The following is a 17,678-nucleotide window of genomic DNA, read 5'->3' as shown; positions in this document are numbered from 1 at the left end:
GCAGAACCGATATGTCGGGCGCAGCCATCTGCCGCCTCAAAGCCATGGCATAGAGGCGATATGGTGCATAATCGATTAACCAGGCAGCGCCGCCTGCCGCTCGGGGATCCCTTGATGAAGATAGTTTTTGACGCGTCTGCCGATAGTTATGCCGTGGTTGCCTTTCCGGTTGCCAAGGATGAGCTTGCCAGTCTGAACCTGCCGCTCGATGCTGGCCAGGTGGTGCGCGATGGCGCAAGGGCGGCACGGTTCGAGGCAGGCGCGGGCGAAGTGTTCGACGTGTTCGTCAGCCAGGGCGGCAAGACGCTGCGGGTCGCGCTTGTGGGCACTGGCGCCGGCGCGCGCGCCGACATGGAGCGAGCCGGCGGCCAGCTGGTCGCCAAATACCAGCGTTCGGGCGTCGAATCGCTGGCGGTGGACATGACCCATGGCGCAATCGCCACCAACCGCGATGCTGCCGCACAGTTCCTGTTCGGCGCGGACCTGCGAAGCTGGTCGCACGACCAGTACCGCACCAAGCTTCCTGCCAAGTCGAAGGTGACGCTGGGCGAGATCGCCGTGATCGGTGGTCCCAAGGGGCTGCAGGCCGGCTGGACCGACCACGCAGCGATTGCCGCAGGTGTCGCGCTGACCCGCGAACTGGTCACCGAGCCTGCCAACATCATCTATCCCGAAAGCTTCGTCGAACGCTGCAAGCCGCTCGAGGCGCTGGGCGTCGAGATCACCGTGCTGGGCCAGGACGAGATGGAAAAGCTCGGCATGGGCGCGCTGCTCGGCGTGTCGCAGGGTTCGGTGCGGCCGCCCCGGATGATCGCGATGCGCTGGAATGGCACCGGCGATGCGCAGTCCAAGCCCGTCGTTCTGGTCGGCAAGGGCGTGACTTTCGATACCGGCGGCATATCGATCAAGCCTGCTGCCGGCATGGAAGACATGAAGTGGGATATGGGCGGCGCAGGCGCGGTCGCTGGCACGATGAAGGCGCTGGCAGGCCGCAAGGCCAAGGCGCACGTCATCGGCATCTGCGGCTTGGTCGAGAACATGCCCGATGGCAACGCGCAGCGCCCCGGCGACGTGGTTACCAGCATGTCCGGCCAGACCATCGAGGTGATCAACACCGATGCAGAGGGCCGTCTGGTGCTGTGCGACGCGCTGCACTGGGCGCAGGAGCAGTATGATCCGGAATACATCGTCGATCTGGCGACGCTGACCGGCGCGATCATCATCTCGCTGGGCGACCAGCATGGCGGGTTGTTCAGCAACGACGACGGCCTGGCTGACAGGCTGACCGCGGCGGGCAAGGCGGCGGGCGATCCGCTGTGGCGCTTCCCGCTGAGCAAGGCCTATGACAAGCTGATCGACAGCCCGATCGCCGACATCAAGAATGTCGGCCCGCGCGGCGGCGGATCAATCACCGCGGCGCAGTTCCTGCAGCGGTTCATCAAGCCCGGCGTCAAATGGGCGCATCTGGATATCGCAGGCATGGTCTGGGCCGACAAGCCCGGCCCGGTGTGGGACAAGGGTGCAACCGGCTATGGCGTTCGCCTTTTGAATCAGTGGATTGCGGATAACTTTGAAGGTTGAGTCTTAGCTGGCCTATGTCTGCTGGTTTGGAAGGATCGCTCGTCATCGCCGCGTAAGCAGGGGTGATGCTTCTGCGCAGACGTTGAGCAAAGGCGGGATTCCCGCGTTCGCGGGAATGACGGAACAAGCTTAGGGGGGCATCAGATGCAGGTCGATTTCTATCACCTCACCCGCGATCCCGCCGAGCGGGTGGTGCCAGTGCTGGCGACGCGGACGCTGGCGCTGGGGGAGCGGATGCTGATCGTGTCGGCCGATGCAGGTCACCGCGCCTCGCTCAGCCAGGCGCTGTGGACGCACACGCCCGAGAGCTTTCTGGCGCATGGCGATCTTGATGCCCCCAATCCGCAGGTCCAGCCGCTGTTGCTCGCCGATCGGGTCGAAGCCGCCAATGGCGCGGGTTTCGTCGTGCTGGCCGATGGCCAGTGGCGCGACGAAGCGCTGGCCTTTGCGCGCACATTCCTGCTGTTCAACGATGCAACGATCGCCGATGCGCGCAAGGCGTGGGTGACGCTGGGCACACTTGGCGGGCTCGAGAGGCATTATTGGAAGCAGGACGGCGGCAAATGGGTTGAACAGACGCCCGGCAGGCGTCAGGATCAATCCGACTGACAAAGGACACCAGCATGATGCGCAACTTCCTGATGATGGCGACGGCAACGCTGGCGCTCACCGCCTGTGGCGGCGAAAAGACGGTCTACAGCGATGCCGAGGGCAATGAGGTCAAGGTCACCCGCGAAGGCGATGGCGATGCGTCCGAGATCAAGATCACCAGCGCCGACGGATCGGCGACGGTCAACATCGACAGCGGCGGGGCCGACGCCAAGCTGCCGCTGGGGCTTGCGGTCTACCCCGGCGCCAAGGTCGTCTCGACCATGACCTCCAACGCGGATGGCAAGTCGGGCGGCATGGTGGTGATGGAAAGCAGCGCCGACCGCGACACCGTGGTCGCCTGGTATCGCAAGGCGGTCGAGGCCAAGGGCTTCAAGATCGAAAGCGAGATCACCACGCAGGACATGCGTGCCATTTCGGGCACCAAGGATGGCGGCTCGTTCAGCCTTCAGGTGGCGCCTGCCGAAAGCGGATCGTCGATCACGCTGATCGCCGGAGAGGGCTGACACCCCCGCAGATCCTCGCGAGCAGGGCGGAAAAGCGGGTTTTTCTTGCAGCGCACAATCGGTCCGTCTAGGGGCGGCGTCGAATCGCGCCATGCGTGCGCGTGCCCATCGTCAAACTTCAGGAGCACTTCATCATGGCCGTCACCCGGACCTTTTCGATCATCAAGCCCGACGCCACCCGTCGCAACCTGACCGGCGCGGTCACCAAGATGCTGGAAGAAGCAGGCCTGCGCGTCGTCGCCTCCAAGCGCATCCACATGACCCGCGAACAGGCCGAAGGCTTCTACGCCGTACACCGCGAGCGCCCCTTCTTCGGTGAACTGGTCGACTTCATGATCTCCGGCCCCGTCGTCGTGCAGGTTCTGGAAGGCGAAGACGCCATGCAGCGCAACCGCGACATCATGGGCGCCACCAACCCCGCCAACGCAGAACCCGGCACCATCCGCAAGGAACTGGCCGAGAGCATCGAAGCCAACACCGTGCACGGTTCGGACAGCGACGAGAACGCAGCGATCGAGATCGCGTATTTCTTCAAGCCCGAAGAAATCGTCGGCTGATCGGCGAAGGAACGTCGCGGAGGCTGAGCCGTGCTGCTGAACGCACGGCTCAGGATCGCGCTGACCTATCTGTGGCGGCATCACCGGCTGCCACGGATTGACCGGCCCGCGACGTTTACCGAGTTTGTCCAGCACCGCAAGCTGTTTGACCGAGACCCACGGCTTGCGGCGTTTTCCGACAAGGTTGCCGTAAAGCAGTTCGTCGCCGACCGGATCGGCGCGCACTGGATCACCCCGACATTGTGGCACGGCACAACGCTGCCCGCCAATCCGCCATGGCCGCGCCCGGTCGTGGTCAAGTCCCGCCACGGCTGCAACCAGCGCGCCTTCGTGCGGTCCGCCGACGACGACTGGGCTGCGATCCGGCGCCGCAGTGCGCGGTGGATGCGTCAATCATACGGGCGGTCGCTCGATGAATGGCTGTATAGCCGGATCCCGCGCGGCTTGCTGGTCGAGCCATTCATCGGCAGCGACGGCCAGCTTCCGGTCGATTACAAGCTCTACGTCTTCGGCGGCAAGGTCGCCTGCGTCCAGGTGCATCTGGAGCGCGAAACCCGGCACCGCTGGCTTGTGTTGACCCGCGACTGGCAACGGATATCGTCTCCCACCGCCGATGCGGACCCTGCCGCGCCCGTCTCGCTGGACCGGATGATCGAGGCCGCCGAAACGCTGGGGCAGGGCTTCGACTTTGTCCGCGTGGATTTCTACGAGATCGCAGGCGAACCGCGGTTCGGCGAGATGACCTTCTATCCGGGTTCGGGGCTCGATCCGTTCGATCCGCCGGAGTTGGATCTGATGCTTGGGCGTTTGTGGGCCGGGGCACGCGCAACGCCTGCCGCCTAACCGGGTCTCCTGCGAGTTCGCATGGCCCGCCTCTCAAAACTCCGCCGCGATATCCATCATCTTCGTCAGCCGTTTCGGCGCGACGCTGCGCCAGCTGCGGGCGAGCCAGTCGGCGATGTGCTCCCAGTCGGTGCGGCCGGTGTCGAGGCGGATCGCGATCCAGCCCGAGGGCGCGTAGAATTTGGGCAGATAGTACAGCTCCGGATCCTGATCGACGAGTGCTGCCTGTTCGTCGGCACCGCTGGTCTTGACCAACAGCGCGATCGCTTCCTCGCCATGATGGTGGACCGAGACATAGGCGAAATACTTGCCGGTCTTGTCGCCGCCGACGCGCCAGCCGGGTGCGCCGTGCGAAGGGCGGGTGTCGGTCTCGGGCAATGCGAGCGCCAGTTCCCCGACCTTGGCGACGATCCAGTCGGGATCGGCCTCGCGGCTGACATAATCGCTCAGCGTGCGGGCATAAAGCTGGTGCTCGGCGATCAGCACCCGCGCCGCCAGCGTGTCTGCAGTGTCGCCGGGCTGGATCGCGACTGCGCACTGGCCCAGCACAGGGCCATCGTCGAGCTCTGCGGTCACCAGATGCACGCTGCACCCAGCTTGCACATCGCCCGCATCGAGCGCGCGCTGGTGGGTGTGCAGGCCCTTGTACTTGGGCAGCAGAGAAGGATGGATGTTGAGCATCCGCCCCTCCCACCCGCGCACGAAGCCGGGCGTGAGAATGCGCATATAGCCGGCGAGGGCGACGTGATCGGCGCCCGATGCGCGGATCGCATTGTCCATCGCGGCGTCGTGGCTCTCGCGGTCCATGCCCTTGTGCGACAGCGCAAAGGTCGGCACGCCTTCTGCCGCGGCGAGCTTCAGGCCGCCCGCTTCAGGATTGTTCGATGCGACCAACACCACCTCATAGGGGCACGAGGCCGCGCGCGAGGCATAGAGCAAAGCGGCCATGTTGGTGCCGCTGCCCGAGATCAGGATGGCGACGCGGGCCTTCGTCACTTCTCCCCTCCCGCAAGCGGGAGGGGTGGACGAGCCGCAGGCGAGGCCGGGGTGGGCCTGTCTTGCGCAAATTTCAGGCCCACCCCGCGCGGCGAGCCGCGCTGCCCCTCCCGCTTGCGGGAGGGGAGAGGGGCAGAATCACCCCGCATGGGTGGCGCTCCACGCCGCCTTGGCGCTCCAGGTCTCGACCGAACCGCTGACCGTGCAGCCCTTGTCGCCAGCGTCGATCCGGCCGATGCGGTGGACGGTTTCGCCCGCTGCCTCGAGGTCCGCGGTGACCGAGGCCACGTCGCTCTCGTCAACCACCAGCACCATGCCGATTCCGCAGTTAAAAGTGCGCGCCATTTCCTCGGGTTCGATATGCCCCTGCGCCTGCAGGAACGCCATCAGCCGCGGCTGAACCCATGCATCGGCATCGACATGCGCATGCGCGCCATCGGGCAGCACGCGCGGAATGTTTTCGAGCAGTCCGCCGCCGGTGATGTGCGCCATCGCGGCAATGCGGCCCGATTTGACCACGGGCAGCAGCGAGGAGACGTAAATTCGTGTCGGCGCGATCAGCGCGTCGATGAGCAGCACATCCTGATCGAACAGGGCAGGGCGGTTCATCTTCCAGCCCTTGTCCGCCGCCAGACGACGCACCAGCGAATAGCCGTTGGAATGGACGCCCGACGAGGCAAGGCCGAGCAGCACGTCGCCGGGCTTCACCTTGTCACCGGTGAGCACCTCGTCGCGCTCGACTGCGCCGACGCAGAAGCCCGCCAGATCGTAATCGCCCGGAGCATACATGCCGGGCATTTCCGCGGTCTCGCCGCCGATCAGCGCGCAGCCCGCCAGCTTGCAGCCATCGGCGATCCCGGCGACGACGCGTTCGGCAATCCCCGTGTCGAGCTTGCCGGTTGCGAAATAATCGAGAAAGAACAAGGGTTCAGCGCCCTGGACGATCAGATCGTTGACGCACATCGCCACCAGATCGATGCCGATCGCATCATGCCGGTCGTGGTCGATGGCGAGCTTGACCTTGGTGCCCACGCCATCGTTGGCCGCAACCAGCAGCGGATCGCGAAACCCTGCAGCCTTGAGGTCGAAGAACCCGCCAAATCCGCCAAGTTCGGCATTGGCGCCGGGGCGGGCCGTCGCCTTGGCGAGCGGGCCGATCGCCTTGACCAGGGCGTTGCCCGCCGCGATCGAAACCCCGGCCTGGGCATAGCTGTAGGAGTCGTGAGGTGGCGTCGCGCCGGTCTTGTCAGTCATGGGCTGAGCGGTTAGCGACTTCTCGCTTGGATTTCCACGCCATTGTCGCCAAAAGGGGCCGCCAAACCACCGCCAGCGATCAATGCGCCGGGGATCATCATTTTATACGGTTGATTGAAGCTAAGGATATCTTGACCAACAGCCTGACCCTGAGCCGCCCAGCGCCGAGACTATCGCGCGCGTGGATCGCCGCAATCCTGCTCCCGCTGCTGCTGGTGCTGGCGGGAATCGTGTACGCCCAGATCGAGGGAGACCGCGGCATTCCGCCGGTTGCCAGCGGCGGCGATTTCGAGGTCAGCGGCGTAAAGGTCGACGCATCGGGCAAGAATGCGCAAGAGGCTCGCTCGAACGCGTGGCGCGAGGCGCAGCGCAAGGGCTGGCAGAAATTGTGGATGCAGACCAACCGCTCTGGCGCGGCGCCCAAGCTCAGCGACTCGGTGCTCGACGGAATCGTCTCGGCCATCGTGGTGGAATATGAGCAGATCGGCCCGCGCCGCTATATCGCGACACTGGGCGTGCTGTTCGATCGCGCGCGCGCAGGGGAACTGCTCGGCGTCAGCGGATCGGTGCTGCGCTCGGCACCGATGCTGGTAATTCCGATCTACGTCTCGGGCGGATCGGCGCAGACGTTCGAGAACCGCACGCCATGGCAGGCGGCCTGGGCGCGCTATCGCACCTCCGAGAGCATTGTCGATTATATCCGTCCGCATGGATCGGGCGCGGATTCGCTGCTGGTCAACGCCGCGCAGTCGGGTCGCCGCAGCCGTACCTGGTGGCGGCTGATACTCGACCAGTTCGGCGCGGCGGACGTCGTGGTGCCGGTCGCGCATATCGAGCGGCAATATCCCGGCGGACCGATCACCGGACGGTTTGCCGCGCGCTTTGGCCCCGACAGCCGGTTGCTGGGATCGTTCACGCTGCGCGCGCGCAACAGCGACGGCCTCAATGCGATGCTCGACGAGGCGATCCAGCGGCTCGACCGGATCTATGCCGGCGCAGTGCGCTCGGGCGAACTGCGCCCTGATTCGTCGCTGATCATCGAAAAGCCGGTCGAGATCGTCGAGGAACTGCTCGACGAAAGCCTGGCCGAGGATGTGCCGCTCGAAGCCGGTGGACTGACCAGCGGGCCGCAGATCATCTCGATCCAGTTCGACACCCCCGATGTCGCTGCAGTGCAGGCGGGTGAGCGGCTGGTGCGTGGTATCCCCGGCGTGCAATCGGCCAATACCGCCAGCCTGGCGCTGGGCGGCACCTCAGTGATGCAGGTCAACGCCAACATCGATATCGACGCCTTGCGCGGCGCGCTCGAAGCCCGTGGCTGGCGGGTGCAGCAGGGCGCGGGCGTGCTGCGCATCTCGCGCGCCCAGGCACCGGCTGCGGCCCCCGGCGGCGGGGGATAACACGCGATGACGGGCCAGTTCGTACTGCCCTTTGCGGCAGCCGGACCGGATGGCGACAGCGATTTTCTGGTCACCGAATCGAATCGTGCGGCGATCGACCGGCTGTTCGACTGGACGCGGCTACCCTTTGGTGCGGCGGTGCTGATCGGCCCGCCCGGATCGGGCAAGACCACCATCGGCCGCGCGTTCGTCACAGGATCGGGCGGCTGCTTCATCGACAATGCCGATGGCGAAAGCGACGAGACGCTGTTCCACGCCTGGAACCGTGCGCAGACCCAGGGCGCGCCGGTGCTGTTCGCCGCGTCCCTCCCGCCCGCGCAGTGGGGCATCCGGCTGCCCGACCTGCTGTCGCGGCTGGGCGCATCGCTGCTGGTCGAAATTCCGCCACCCGACGAGGAAATGACCGCGCTGCTGCTGCAGAAACTGCTGGCGCGGGCAGGGCTTGCGCTGCCCGATGCGCTGGCCGCTTATGCCGCGCTCAGGGTCGAGCGATCCTATCCGGCCATCTGCCGGCTGGCGCACATGATCGACGAGATGGCGCTGGCAATGCAGCGCCCAATCGGCCAAAGACTGGTGCGCGACGCACTGGCAAACTTGGCAGGAACCGATGGCGGCTCATCCGACACAGACTGAACAATCTGGCCCGGCAGATCCTGCCGAATCGGCCCGCCGCTATTTCAACCGCGAACTCAGCTGGCTGGCGTTCAACGACCGGGTGCTGGAAGAGGCGTGCAATCCGCGCCACCCCCTGCTCGAGCGGCTCCGCTTCCTGTCGATCTCGGGAAACAATCTCGACGAGTTCTTCATGGTGCGCGTGGCTGGGCTCGTGGGGCAGGTGGCAGAGCATGTCGAGGAGCGCTCCGCCGACGGCCGCACGCCTGCGCAGCAGCTGGTCGAAATCGAGCGCGCGGTCGACAGGCTCAATGCCGCTCAGCAACAGGTATGGAGCGATCTGCGCGCCGAACTGGCGACCAATGGCGTGGTCGAGGCCGATGTCGATGATCTCGACGACGTCAACAAGGCATGGCTGCGCGAGCATTTCGTCACCCAGATCTTCCCGGTGCTCACCCCGCAGGCGCTCGATCCGGCGCATCCGTTTCCGTTCATCCCCAACAAGGGACTGAGCCTGATATTCGACCTCAAGCGCCGGTCGGACGGCAAGACGGTGCGCGAGCTCGTGATGCTGCCCGCCACCATGCCGCGCTTCGTGCGGATCGCGGGCGACAAGGGCTGGCATGTCGCGCTCGAAAAGATCGTCGTCGCCTTTGCCGACAAGCTTTTCCCCGGCTATGATGTGCGCGGATCGGGCCTGTTCCGCATCATCCGCGACAGCGATATCGAGGTCGAGGAAGAGGCCGAGGATCTGGTGCTGTACTTCCGCAATGCGCTGAAACGGCGCAAGCGCGGGCAGGTGATCCGGCTGGAAACATCGCGCCTGATGGACAAGGGGCTGGCCGAGCTGCTGGATGACAATCTGCTGCAGGAGGGCGGCAACAAGTCGTCCGACGATGGCTTCCTGGGGATCGGCGATCTCGCCGCATTGGTCGAAGAGGACCGGCCCGATCTCAAGTTCCCCGCCTTCACGCCGCGATTTCCTGAACGAATCCGAGAACATAACGGCGATTGCTTTGCAGCGATCAGAAGCAAGGACATCGTCGTCCACCACCCGTACGAGAGCTTCGAGGTGGTCATCGCGTTCCTCAAACAGGCAGCGCAAGACCCAGATGTCGTGGCGATCAAGCAGACGCTGTACCGCGCCGGCAAGCAGTCCGCGATCATCAACGCGCTGATCGCGGCGGCAGAGGCCGGCAAGTCTGTCACCGCGGTGGTCGAGCTCAAGGCGCGCTTCGACGAGGAGCAGAACCTGCTCTGGGCGAGCGCGCTCGAGCGGGCCGGGGTGCAGGTGGTCTATGGCTTTATCGAGTGGAAGACCCACGCCAAGATCTCGATGGTGGTGCGCCGCGAGCCCGACGGCTTCCGCACCTATTGCCACTTTGGCACCGGCAACTACCATCCGGTCACCGCGCGGATCTACACGGATCTCAGCTTCTTCACCGCCGATCCCCGCGCCAGCCGCGATGCGGCGCAATTGTTCAACTACATCACCGGCTATGTCGAGCCCGAGCAGCTCGAACTGCTCTCGATGTCGCCGCGCGACATGCGCCGCGACCTGATCGCGCTGATCGATCATGAAATGGAAGAGGCACGCGCCGGGCGTAAAGGCGCGATCTGGGCCAAGATGAACTCGCTGGTCGATCCGGCGATGATCGAGAAGCTTTATGCCGCGAGCAGCGCGGGCGTGCAGATCGAATTGGTCATCCGCGGTATCTGCTGCCTGCGCCCGGGCGTTGCGGGCCTCTCCGACAACATCCGCGTCAAGTCGGTGGTCGGGCGCTTCCTTGAGCACAGTCGCATCTGGGCGTTCGGCAACGGCGATGCGCTGCCCAACGACCGGGCCAAGGTGTTCATCAGTTCGGCCGACTGGATGCCGCGCAATTTCGACCGGCGGGTGGAATACATGCTGCCGATCCAGAACCCGACGGTGCACGATCAGGTGCTCGAACAGGTGATGGTCGCCAATCTGCTGGACAACGAACAAAGCTGGGAGCTGGACGGCGATGGCCGCTACATCCGCATCCGTCCCGACGACAAGCCGTTCAACCTGCACCGCTATTTCATGACAAACCCGTCGCTGTCCGGACGCGGCACTGCGCTCAAGAACAGCGATGCGGTGCCCAAGCTCAGCCTCCATCGCCGCGCCCCACGCGAGGATTGACCGGACCCTTATGGATTTTTTCATCCGCAAACAGAACCAGCCGGCGCATCTCTATCGCACGGCGATCATCGATATCGGTTCGAACTCGGTGCGTCTGGTCGTCTATTCGGGGCCGCGCCGCAACCCGGCGCTCATCTTCAACGAGAAGGTGATGGCGGGGCTGGGTCGGTCGCTGGCGGACACCGGCACGATCGATGCCGCCGCGATGAAGCGCGCGATCGAGGCGCTCGAGAGGTTCCGCATCGTCGCGCGCGAAATGGATGTCGACGAGACCGTGTGCGTCGCGACCGCGGCAGTGCGCGATGCCAGCAATGGCGACGAGTTCACGCGAAAGGCGCGGGCATTGGGGCTGGATATCATCATCCTGTCGGGCGATGACGAGGCTCGGATCTCCGGGCTCGGCGTGCTCTCGGCGATCCCGCACGCCGACGGCATCGTGGGGGATCTGGGGGGCGGCAGCCTCGACCTTGCACGGGTCAGCAGCGGCACGGTGGTCGAAACCGCGACGCTGCCGCTGGGCGTGCTGCGCGCCGCGGCGGTGCGGCAGGGCGATGGCATGACGCTGGCCTCGGCCTTCCGCAAGATGGTCGCACCCTATGCGTGGCTGCGCGAGCATCCGGGCAAGCCCTTCTATCTGGTGGGCGGGTCATGGCGTGCCTTTGCCCGGTTGGACATGCACCTTACCGCCTATCCGCTGCGGGTGCTCAACGAGTATCGGATCGATATCGCGCGGCCCGAAGCGGTGCTCACCGGGTTTCGCGCCATGGATCGCGACGCGGTGCGCCAGGCGACGGGCCTCGCGCCCTCGCGCATCGAGACATTGCCCGATGCGATCGCGCTCCTGCGGCTGATGCGCGATCATATCAGCCCCAGCGAATTGATCGTGTCGTCCTATGGCCTGCGCGAAGGATTGCTCTACGCACGGATGGACGACGACGTGCGCCAGCGCGATCCGCTGCTGGTGGCGGCGGACCGCTACGGCCAGCTCCAGTCGCGCTTCGGCGAGGATTCGCAGCCGCTGTTCGACTGGATTTCGCGGATATTCCCCGAGGACCCGCCGCACTGGCAGCGCTGGCTCAAGGCGGCGTGCCATCTTTCTGATGTTGCGTGGCAGGCAAGCCCCGATTTCCGCGCCGAACGTGGGCTCGAGATCGCGCTGCACGGCAACTGGGTGGGGATCGATGTGGTCGGACGCTCAATGATCGGCCAGGCACTTTATACCAATTTTGGCGGAGGTCCGCGCCCGTTCCCGCTCGATTTCCACGTCGCCACGCCCGAGATGCTGGAACGTGCGATCGGTTGGGGACTGGCGATGCGCCTGGCGCAGCGGTTGGGTGCGGGCACGCACGATGTCCTCAAGCGCAGCCATCTGCAGCGGGTTGGTGACGCGTTGCACCTTGTGCTCGATCCCGCGGACCGGGCGTTGTACGGCGAGGTCGTCGAGCGGCGGCTACGGCGTCTGGCGCAGTTCATGGGCCTTCGGGCAGGACTTAGCCTGAGTTGATTGGGCCGGGGTCTGGTAAATTGACCCACCATCCTCTATTTAGGCAGCTACCACAGGCGAAGGAACGGCGCATGTTCAGCGCATTGAGCGAATATCTGGATTCCATCCGCGCGCGCGATCCCGCCCCCCGATCCCGGTGGGAGATTCTGCTGTACCCTGGCGTGCTGGCGCTGGGCCTGCACCGGGTCGCGCACTGGCTGTTCACCGGCGAGCTCTATTTCCTCGCGCGGCTGGTCAACCACATCTCGCGCTTTCTCACCGCGATCGACATCCATCCCGGCGCGCAGATCGGTCGCTTCCTGTTTGTCGACCACGGCTTTGTCGTGATCGGCGAGACCGCGGTGATCGGCGACAATGTGACCATCTATCAGGGCGCGACGCTGGGCGGGCGCAACCCCACCGATGGCGTGGGCGGCAAGCGCCACCCGACCATCGAGGATGACGTGATCGTCAGCCTGGGCGCGGCGATCCTTGGCCCGCTTACCGTCGGCAAGGGTGCGCGCATCGGTGCGAACGCCGTCGTCACCCGCGATGTCGCCCCCGGGTCGGTAATGGTCGGCATTCCGGCGCGCCCCACGCCGGTCGATGCGGCGGAAAAGCAGCGCGGCTTCGTGCAGTACGGCACGCCGTGCAGCCAGACCTTCGACCCGTCCACGCAGAAGCTGGAATTGCTGCAGTGCGAGATTCTGCAGATGCAGGAGCGGATCCGCCAGCTGATGGAAGAACGCGACGAGGCCCGCAAGGCCGTCCGCGGCGCCGAGCTCAAGGGGCCCGATCGCGATAGCGGGACCGCAGCCTGACATGAGCCGTAACACCGAGGTCGCAGCTTGAACCCGGGCGGCAATGTCTCCCTGTTTCCGCTGACCGGCGGAACGGCGAACCAGACCGGCTTTGACCGGCAGGAACTCAACCGCATTCTCGATCTGTACGGACGCATGGTCGCGGCCGGCATGTGGCGCGATTACGCGATCGAACTGGGCCGCGATGCGGCGATCTTCTCATGCTTTCGCAGGGCCACCGAACGGCCCGAATTCCGCATCGAAAAGCGTCCTGCGCTGCGCCGCAAGCAGGGCATGTGGGCGCTGGTCGGCGAAGGCGGTGCGGTGCTCAAGCGCGGGCACGAGCTGTCGGGCGTGCTTGCCCCGCTCGAGCGCAAGCTGGTGCGCGTCGTCGAATAGCGCGCGCCTCTCGCTCAACCGTCCAGTTCGTGGTCGCCATGCGGCTCGAGGCTCGCCTGGTGCAGCAGATGCCCCAGCCAGGCCGCGACCACGCACATCGCCGCGCTGAGCAGCAGCTGATAAATCACCTGCAACCCGGCCAGGCTGAGCCCGATGGCGATCAGCGAGCCGATCACCATCGCGCCCGAATTGACGATGTTGTTGGCCGCGATGGTGCGTGCAGCCTCGCTCTTGTGCACCGTGGTGGTCAGGAACGCGTACAGCGGGACGACGAACATGCCGCCTGCCACCGCGATCCCCAGAAGCGAGAGCAGCAGCGGAATGGCCATGGAGTGCCGGATGAACTCGCCCACGGTGAACAGCGATCCGGCGGTGTCGGGCACCCACTGGCGGCAGACGAAGAAGAAGGCGACCACGAACAGCCCCATCACAATCACCGACACGGGCGAATAGCGCGCCGAAACGGTGCCCTTGAGCAGCGCGTTGATCGCAACCGATCCGATCGCCACACCGATCGAGAACACCACCAGGAACAGGCTGGCGACCTCCTTGCTCGCGGTCAGCACGTTCTTGGCCAGCGGCGGGAACTGGATGAACAGTACCGCGCCGATGGTCCAGAAGAAGCTGATCGCGACGATGGCCAGGAACACCCGGCGCACCTTCATCGTTGCCTTGATCAGCGCGACCGAGGCGCGGATGAAGTTGTAGTCGAGCTTGGTGCGTTCGATCATGGCCGGGGCAGGGGGCACCTGTCGCCCGGTCATGTAGCCGATCATCGCGGTTATCACGACCGCGATGCCGGCGACCTCGACCGGGATCCAGCCTGCCAGGATGGTACCCAGCAGGATGGCGATATAGGTGCCCGCTTCCACCAGCCCGGTGCCGCCCAGAACCTCGTCATCGTTGAGGTGCTGCGGCAGGATGGCGTATTTGATCGGGCCGAAAAAGGTCGAGTGGATCCCCATCGCGAACAGCGCCAGCATCATCAGCGGGATGGCGATGCTGTGCACGGCCATGCCGGCCCAGGCCATGTACAGCCCCGTGCCGCCGACCAGCATGATGATGATTTCGCAGAATTTGACGATGCGGATGATGGCGGCCTTGTCCCGCGTATCGGCCAGCTGCCCGGCGAGCGCCGAGAGCAGGAAGAACGGCAGGATGAACACCGCTGTGGCGATCGCGCTGAACCAGGTTTCGGCGGTTTCGTCGTTGTACACGCTGTAGACGACGAACAGCACCATCGCGTTCTTGTACAGATTGTCGTTGAATGCCCCGAGCAGCTGGGTCACGAACAGGGGGAGAAAGCGCCTCTTGTTCAAAAGCGCGCCAGCGGATGCCATGCCGTCAATTCCTCTGCGATTAACCCGCCGACCTTGCGCTGCGCTCCATCCCGATGCGGGTGGCCGGGCAGCGGCAGGTCGTGGCCGGGGTATCGGGATGGATGCCGGGCCGGTCAAGCCATTTCCATCCTGTACAAATGCCGTTAAGAGGCTCGCACCCTATGCTGACACTGCCCAACATATTGACCCTCTCGCGCATCGTGACCGTGCCTCTGCTGGCCGCCCTGTTGTGGTGGCCTGAATGGGCGACCGGCTATCTGCTGGGCTTTGTCGTGTATTGCCTGATGGGCATCACCGATTATTTCGACGGCTATCTGGCACGCGCCCAGGGGGCGGTATCGCGGCTGGGCATTTTCCTCGATCCGATTGCCGACAAGATCATGGTGGCGGCGGTCATCCTGATCCTGTGCGCCAACAACGATATCGACGGGCTGCACGTCATCGCCGCGCTGATCATCCTGCTGCGCGAGATCACCGTATCGGGCCTGCGCGAGTTTCTGGCGGGGCTGCAGGTCTCGATGCCGGTGTCGCAGCTGGCCAAATGGAAGACCACGCTGCAGCTGCTCGCGCTTGGCACCCTGATCTTTGCCGGCGGCTTTCCCGAGCATCTGTGGATGCAGCAGCTGGGAATCGCCGCATTGTGGACCGCCGCGATCCTGACATTGGTCACCGGCTGGGATTATCTGCGGGTCGGCCTGAAGCACATGGATTAGCCCAAATTCTCCCCTACCGCTTGCGGGAGGGGCAGGTTCAGCTTGCTGAACCGGGGTGGGCTGGGAGCACAATTGGTTGTGGCGCAGGCCCACCCCGTCCTCGCCTTCGGCTCAGACACCCCTCCCGCAAGCGGTAGGGGAGAAAATGGTGCCTACCCCGCGCACTTCCCTTCGGCATGGCCACGGCGCAGGATGTCCGCCAGCATCCGGAACTCCTCGGCGCGGGGGCTGTTGCGGCGCCAGATGATCGCAATGTCGCGCGAGGCGTGATCCGCCAGCAACGGCCGCGCCACGATATCGGTGTTGTTCAATATCCCCGCATCGATCGCGATCTGCGGCAGCAATGTGAGGCCCAGCTTGTTGTCGACCATCTGCACCAGCGTGTGCAGCGATGTGCCGAACATCATCGCACTGGCGCGCAGTTCGGGGCGGTTGCACGCGGCAAGCGCGTGGTCCTTCAGGCAGTGGCCATCCTCGAGCAGCAGCAGCCGCGATTCGTCGATGAGCTCGGGGCGCACGAATTCGGGCGGGTCGCGCGGGTCATCCTTGGGGAAGGCTACGTAGAGCGGATCGACGAACAGGGTTTCGTGCTCGACATCGCCCGCCGGAAAGGGGAGCGCAAGCAGAACGCAATCGACCTGGCCGTGATGAAGAGACTCGACTGCGGCGCTGCTGACCTCCTCGCGCAGGAACAGCTTGAGCTCGGGCTGCTCGCGGCGCAGGCCGGGAAGCAGCCGGGGCAGCAGGAACGGGGCAATAGTGGGGATGACGCTCATCCGCAGATCGCCCGACAGCGGCTTGCCCGATGAGCGCACGAGGTCGGAGAGCTCTTCCGCCTCGCGCAGGATACGGTGCGCCTTGGCCACGACCTTGTTGCCCAGCGGCGTGAATCGCACCACCCGCCGGGTCCGTTCGACCAGCACCACGCCCAGCAGCGTTTCCAGCTCGCGCAGCCCCGCCGACAGCGTCGACTGCGTCACGTAACAGGCGTCTGCCGCCTTGCCGAAATGACCATGCTCTTCCAGCGCGACGAGATATTGCAGCTGTTTGAGAGTGGGCAGATATGACGTCATGGCTGCTCCGCAAGCGCAGCGGCGACAGCGGCATCGGCATCCGGCTCGGCTTCTGCCGCAAGTTCGGTGCGCGTCATCTTGATCCGGCCATCGGCGATGGCAAACGCCATCCGACCCTCGACCAGCGCCAGCGCATCGCGGCCGAACTGTTCGAACCGCCAGCCTTCCAGGATCGGCAGGTTCTTGCGCACACCCGCCGCCAGCGCTTCCAGATCGTCGCTGCGCGCGAGCAGCCGCGCGGCGACATCGATCTCGCGCGATCGGATCTTGAGCAGCAGCTTGAGCAGGTCAGCGACGAGCGCGCCTTCCTTTCCCAGTGCAGGGCCACGCGGGCTCTTGGGCGGCATTTCCGCCGGGCTGAGCGGACGCGCGGCGATCAGCGCATCCATCATCCGCGCGCCGATATCGTTTTCGCGCCACGCCGCGGACAGGCCGCGCACCTTGCCCAGATCGGACTGGTGCGAGGGCGGATGCGCCGCGATGTCGGCAAGCGTCTCGTCCTTCATGATGCGCCCGCGCGGCAGGTTCTTGTCCTGCGCCTCGGTCTCGCGCCACCAGGCGAGCGCGCGCATGCGGCCGAGGATCTGCGCGCTGCGGCCCGGCGGACGGATGCGCTGCCACAAAGTGTCGGGATCGGGCTTGTACTGGCGCGGATCGCCAAGCTTTTCCATCTCGATATCCAGCCACGCACCGCGCCCGGTGCGGCGCAATTTGTCGAGCATCTTGGGGAAGATCTTGGCCAGATGCGTGACATCTCCGATGGCATAGTCGATCTGGCGGGCCTCCAGCGGCCTGCGCGACCAGTCGGTGAAGCGCGCACCCTTGTCGACCGTCAGTCCCAGCCAGCTTTCGACGAGATTGGCATAGCCTATCTGCTCGGCCTGGCCGAGCGCCATCGCGGCGACCTGGGTGTCGAACAGCGGGGTGGGGGTTTTGCCGGTCAGGTTGAAGATGATCTCGATGTCCTGGGGTCCTGCATGGAAGACCTTGAGGACCTCGGGATTCTCGGTGAGCAGGTCTAGCAGCGGGCTCAGATCGATTCCCGGTGCCTTGGGATCGATGGCCGCAGCCTCTTCCAGATTGCCGATCTGTACCAGGCACAGCTCAGGCCAATAGGTGTTCTCGCGCATGAACTCGGTATCAACCGCGACAAAGTCGGATTGGGCCAGACGCGTGCATAGCCGCGCGAGGGAATCGGTGTCGGTAATCAGTGGGTGAATCTGCATGTTGAACCTATACAGCGTGCGAAGAATGTCGCAAACTGCGAGCGGGTCCATAATGAATCAGCGCAAGGATAGTTGTCCCTGACGCCGATCGGAACAAACATCCATCCATCCATCATGTAATG

Annotated in this window: 17 protein-coding genes; 12 read left to right on the top strand and 5 right to left on the bottom strand. The window is 65.0% G+C overall.

Going from position 1 to position 17,678, the window contains the following annotated elements; all coding sequences use genetic code 11:
- Positions 1 to 114 precede the first annotated feature (114 nt).
- The 5 genes from IP68_RS00900 to IP68_RS00880 all read left to right on the top strand — a co-directional run bounded on the left by IP68_RS00900 (position 115) and on the right by IP68_RS00880 (position 4,096).
- Positions 115 to 1,581 (top strand): leucyl aminopeptidase, encoded by a 1,467-nt coding sequence (locus tag IP68_RS00900; protein ID WP_054133070.1) that lies wholly within the window; start codon positions 115 to 117, stop codon positions 1,579 to 1,581.
- A gap of 144 nt (positions 1,582 to 1,725) precedes the next feature.
- Positions 1,726 to 2,190, top strand: a complete 465-nt coding sequence (locus IP68_RS00895) for a DNA polymerase III subunit chi (RefSeq protein WP_054133069.1) — start codon at positions 1,726 to 1,728, stop codon at positions 2,188 to 2,190.
- Between the two features lie 14 nt (positions 2,191 to 2,204).
- On the top strand, positions 2,205 to 2,696 hold the full coding sequence (locus IP68_RS00890; protein ID WP_054133068.1) for a hypothetical protein: 492 nt from the start codon (positions 2,205 to 2,207) through the stop codon (positions 2,694 to 2,696).
- 134 nt (positions 2,697 to 2,830) lie between these two features.
- Positions 2,831 to 3,253, top strand: a complete 423-nt coding sequence (gene ndk / locus IP68_RS00885) for a nucleoside-diphosphate kinase (protein WP_017671330.1) — start codon at positions 2,831 to 2,833, stop codon at positions 3,251 to 3,253.
- 30 nt (positions 3,254 to 3,283) lie between these two features.
- The gene (locus IP68_RS00880) at positions 3,284 to 4,096 is read left to right on the top strand and encodes an ATP-grasp fold amidoligase family protein (protein WP_231683592.1); all 813 of its coding nucleotides are present in this window, start codon (positions 3,284 to 3,286) and stop codon (positions 4,094 to 4,096) included.
- A gap of 33 nt (positions 4,097 to 4,129) precedes the next feature.
- Here IP68_RS00880 and purN read toward each other — a convergent pair whose 3' ends face one another.
- Together purN and purM are read right to left on the bottom strand one after the other, a co-directional pair.
- Entirely contained in the window at positions 4,130 to 5,092 is a 963-nt protein-coding gene (gene purN, locus IP68_RS00875; protein WP_054133067.1) for a phosphoribosylglycinamide formyltransferase, read from the bottom strand.
- Between the two features lie 138 nt (positions 5,093 to 5,230).
- Entirely contained in the window at positions 5,231 to 6,346 is a 1,116-nt protein-coding gene (gene purM / locus IP68_RS00870; RefSeq protein WP_054133066.1) for a phosphoribosylformylglycinamidine cyclo-ligase, read from the bottom strand.
- A 131-nt stretch (positions 6,347 to 6,477) separates the two neighbouring features.
- Here purM and IP68_RS00865 point away from each other — a divergent pair, with 131 nt between their 5' ends.
- The 6 genes from IP68_RS00865 to IP68_RS00840 all read left to right on the top strand — a co-directional run bounded on the left by IP68_RS00865 (position 6,478) and on the right by IP68_RS00840 (position 13,204).
- Positions 6,478 to 7,746: a heavy-metal-associated domain-containing protein gene (locus IP68_RS00865; protein WP_150126202.1), complete on the top strand. Its 1,269-nt coding sequence runs from the start codon at positions 6,478 to 6,480 to the stop codon at positions 7,744 to 7,746.
- A gap of 6 nt (positions 7,747 to 7,752) precedes the next feature.
- Complete coding sequence (locus IP68_RS00860; RefSeq protein WP_054133064.1) at positions 7,753 to 8,379, top strand: DnaA ATPase domain-containing protein; 627 nt, start codon at positions 7,753 to 7,755, stop codon at positions 8,377 to 8,379.
- The gene (locus IP68_RS00855) at positions 8,354 to 10,522 is read left to right on the top strand and encodes an RNA degradosome polyphosphate kinase (RefSeq protein ID WP_054133063.1); all 2,169 of its coding nucleotides are present in this window, start codon (positions 8,354 to 8,356) and stop codon (positions 10,520 to 10,522) included. The genes IP68_RS00860 and IP68_RS00855 overlap by 26 nt, the downstream gene beginning before the upstream one ends.
- A gap of 10 nt (positions 10,523 to 10,532) precedes the next feature.
- Positions 10,533 to 12,026 carry a Ppx/GppA family phosphatase gene (locus IP68_RS00850; RefSeq protein WP_054133062.1) on the top strand — a complete coding sequence of 498 codons (1,494 nt, stop codon included), beginning with the start codon at positions 10,533 to 10,535 and terminating at the stop codon, positions 12,024 to 12,026.
- 71 nt (positions 12,027 to 12,097) lie between these two features.
- Positions 12,098 to 12,826, top strand: coding sequence for a serine O-acetyltransferase EpsC (gene epsC, locus IP68_RS00845; protein WP_054133061.1), 729 nt, complete (start codon positions 12,098 to 12,100; stop codon positions 12,824 to 12,826).
- 27 nt (positions 12,827 to 12,853) lie between these two features.
- Entirely contained in the window at positions 12,854 to 13,204 is a 351-nt protein-coding gene (locus IP68_RS00840) for a DUF2794 domain-containing protein (protein ID WP_054133060.1), read from the top strand.
- Positions 13,205 to 13,218: 14 nt separating this feature from the next.
- Here IP68_RS00840 and IP68_RS00835 read toward each other — a convergent pair whose 3' ends face one another.
- The gene (locus IP68_RS00835) at positions 13,219 to 14,544 is read right to left on the bottom strand and encodes an MFS transporter (RefSeq protein ID WP_054133059.1); all 1,326 of its coding nucleotides are present in this window, start codon (positions 14,542 to 14,544) and stop codon (positions 13,219 to 13,221) included.
- Between the two features lie 161 nt (positions 14,545 to 14,705).
- On the opposite strand from IP68_RS00835, the gene pgsA reads away from it, so the two are divergent.
- Positions 14,706 to 15,257 carry a CDP-diacylglycerol--glycerol-3-phosphate 3-phosphatidyltransferase gene (gene pgsA / locus IP68_RS00830; RefSeq protein WP_054133058.1) on the top strand — a complete coding sequence of 184 codons (552 nt, stop codon included), beginning with the start codon at positions 14,706 to 14,708 and terminating at the stop codon, positions 15,255 to 15,257.
- A gap of 152 nt (positions 15,258 to 15,409) precedes the next feature.
- On the opposite strand, the gene IP68_RS00825 is transcribed toward pgsA, so the two are convergent.
- Positions 15,410 to 16,330, bottom strand: a complete 921-nt coding sequence (locus tag IP68_RS00825; protein ID WP_054133057.1) for a hydrogen peroxide-inducible genes activator — start codon at positions 16,328 to 16,330, stop codon at positions 15,410 to 15,412.
- Complete coding sequence (gene rnd / locus IP68_RS00820) at positions 16,327 to 17,556, bottom strand: ribonuclease D (RefSeq protein WP_054133236.1); 1,230 nt, start codon at positions 17,554 to 17,556, stop codon at positions 16,327 to 16,329. The genes IP68_RS00825 and rnd overlap by 4 nt, the downstream gene beginning before the upstream one ends.
- Between the last annotated feature and the right edge of the window lie 122 nt (positions 17,557 to 17,678).

The sequence above is a fragment of the Blastomonas sp. AAP25 genome (assembly GCF_001295965.1).
GTDB classification, from domain to species: domain Bacteria; phylum Pseudomonadota; class Alphaproteobacteria; order Sphingomonadales; family Sphingomonadaceae; genus Blastomonas; species Blastomonas fulva.
This window is presented reverse-complemented; position numbering and strand designations above follow the sequence as displayed.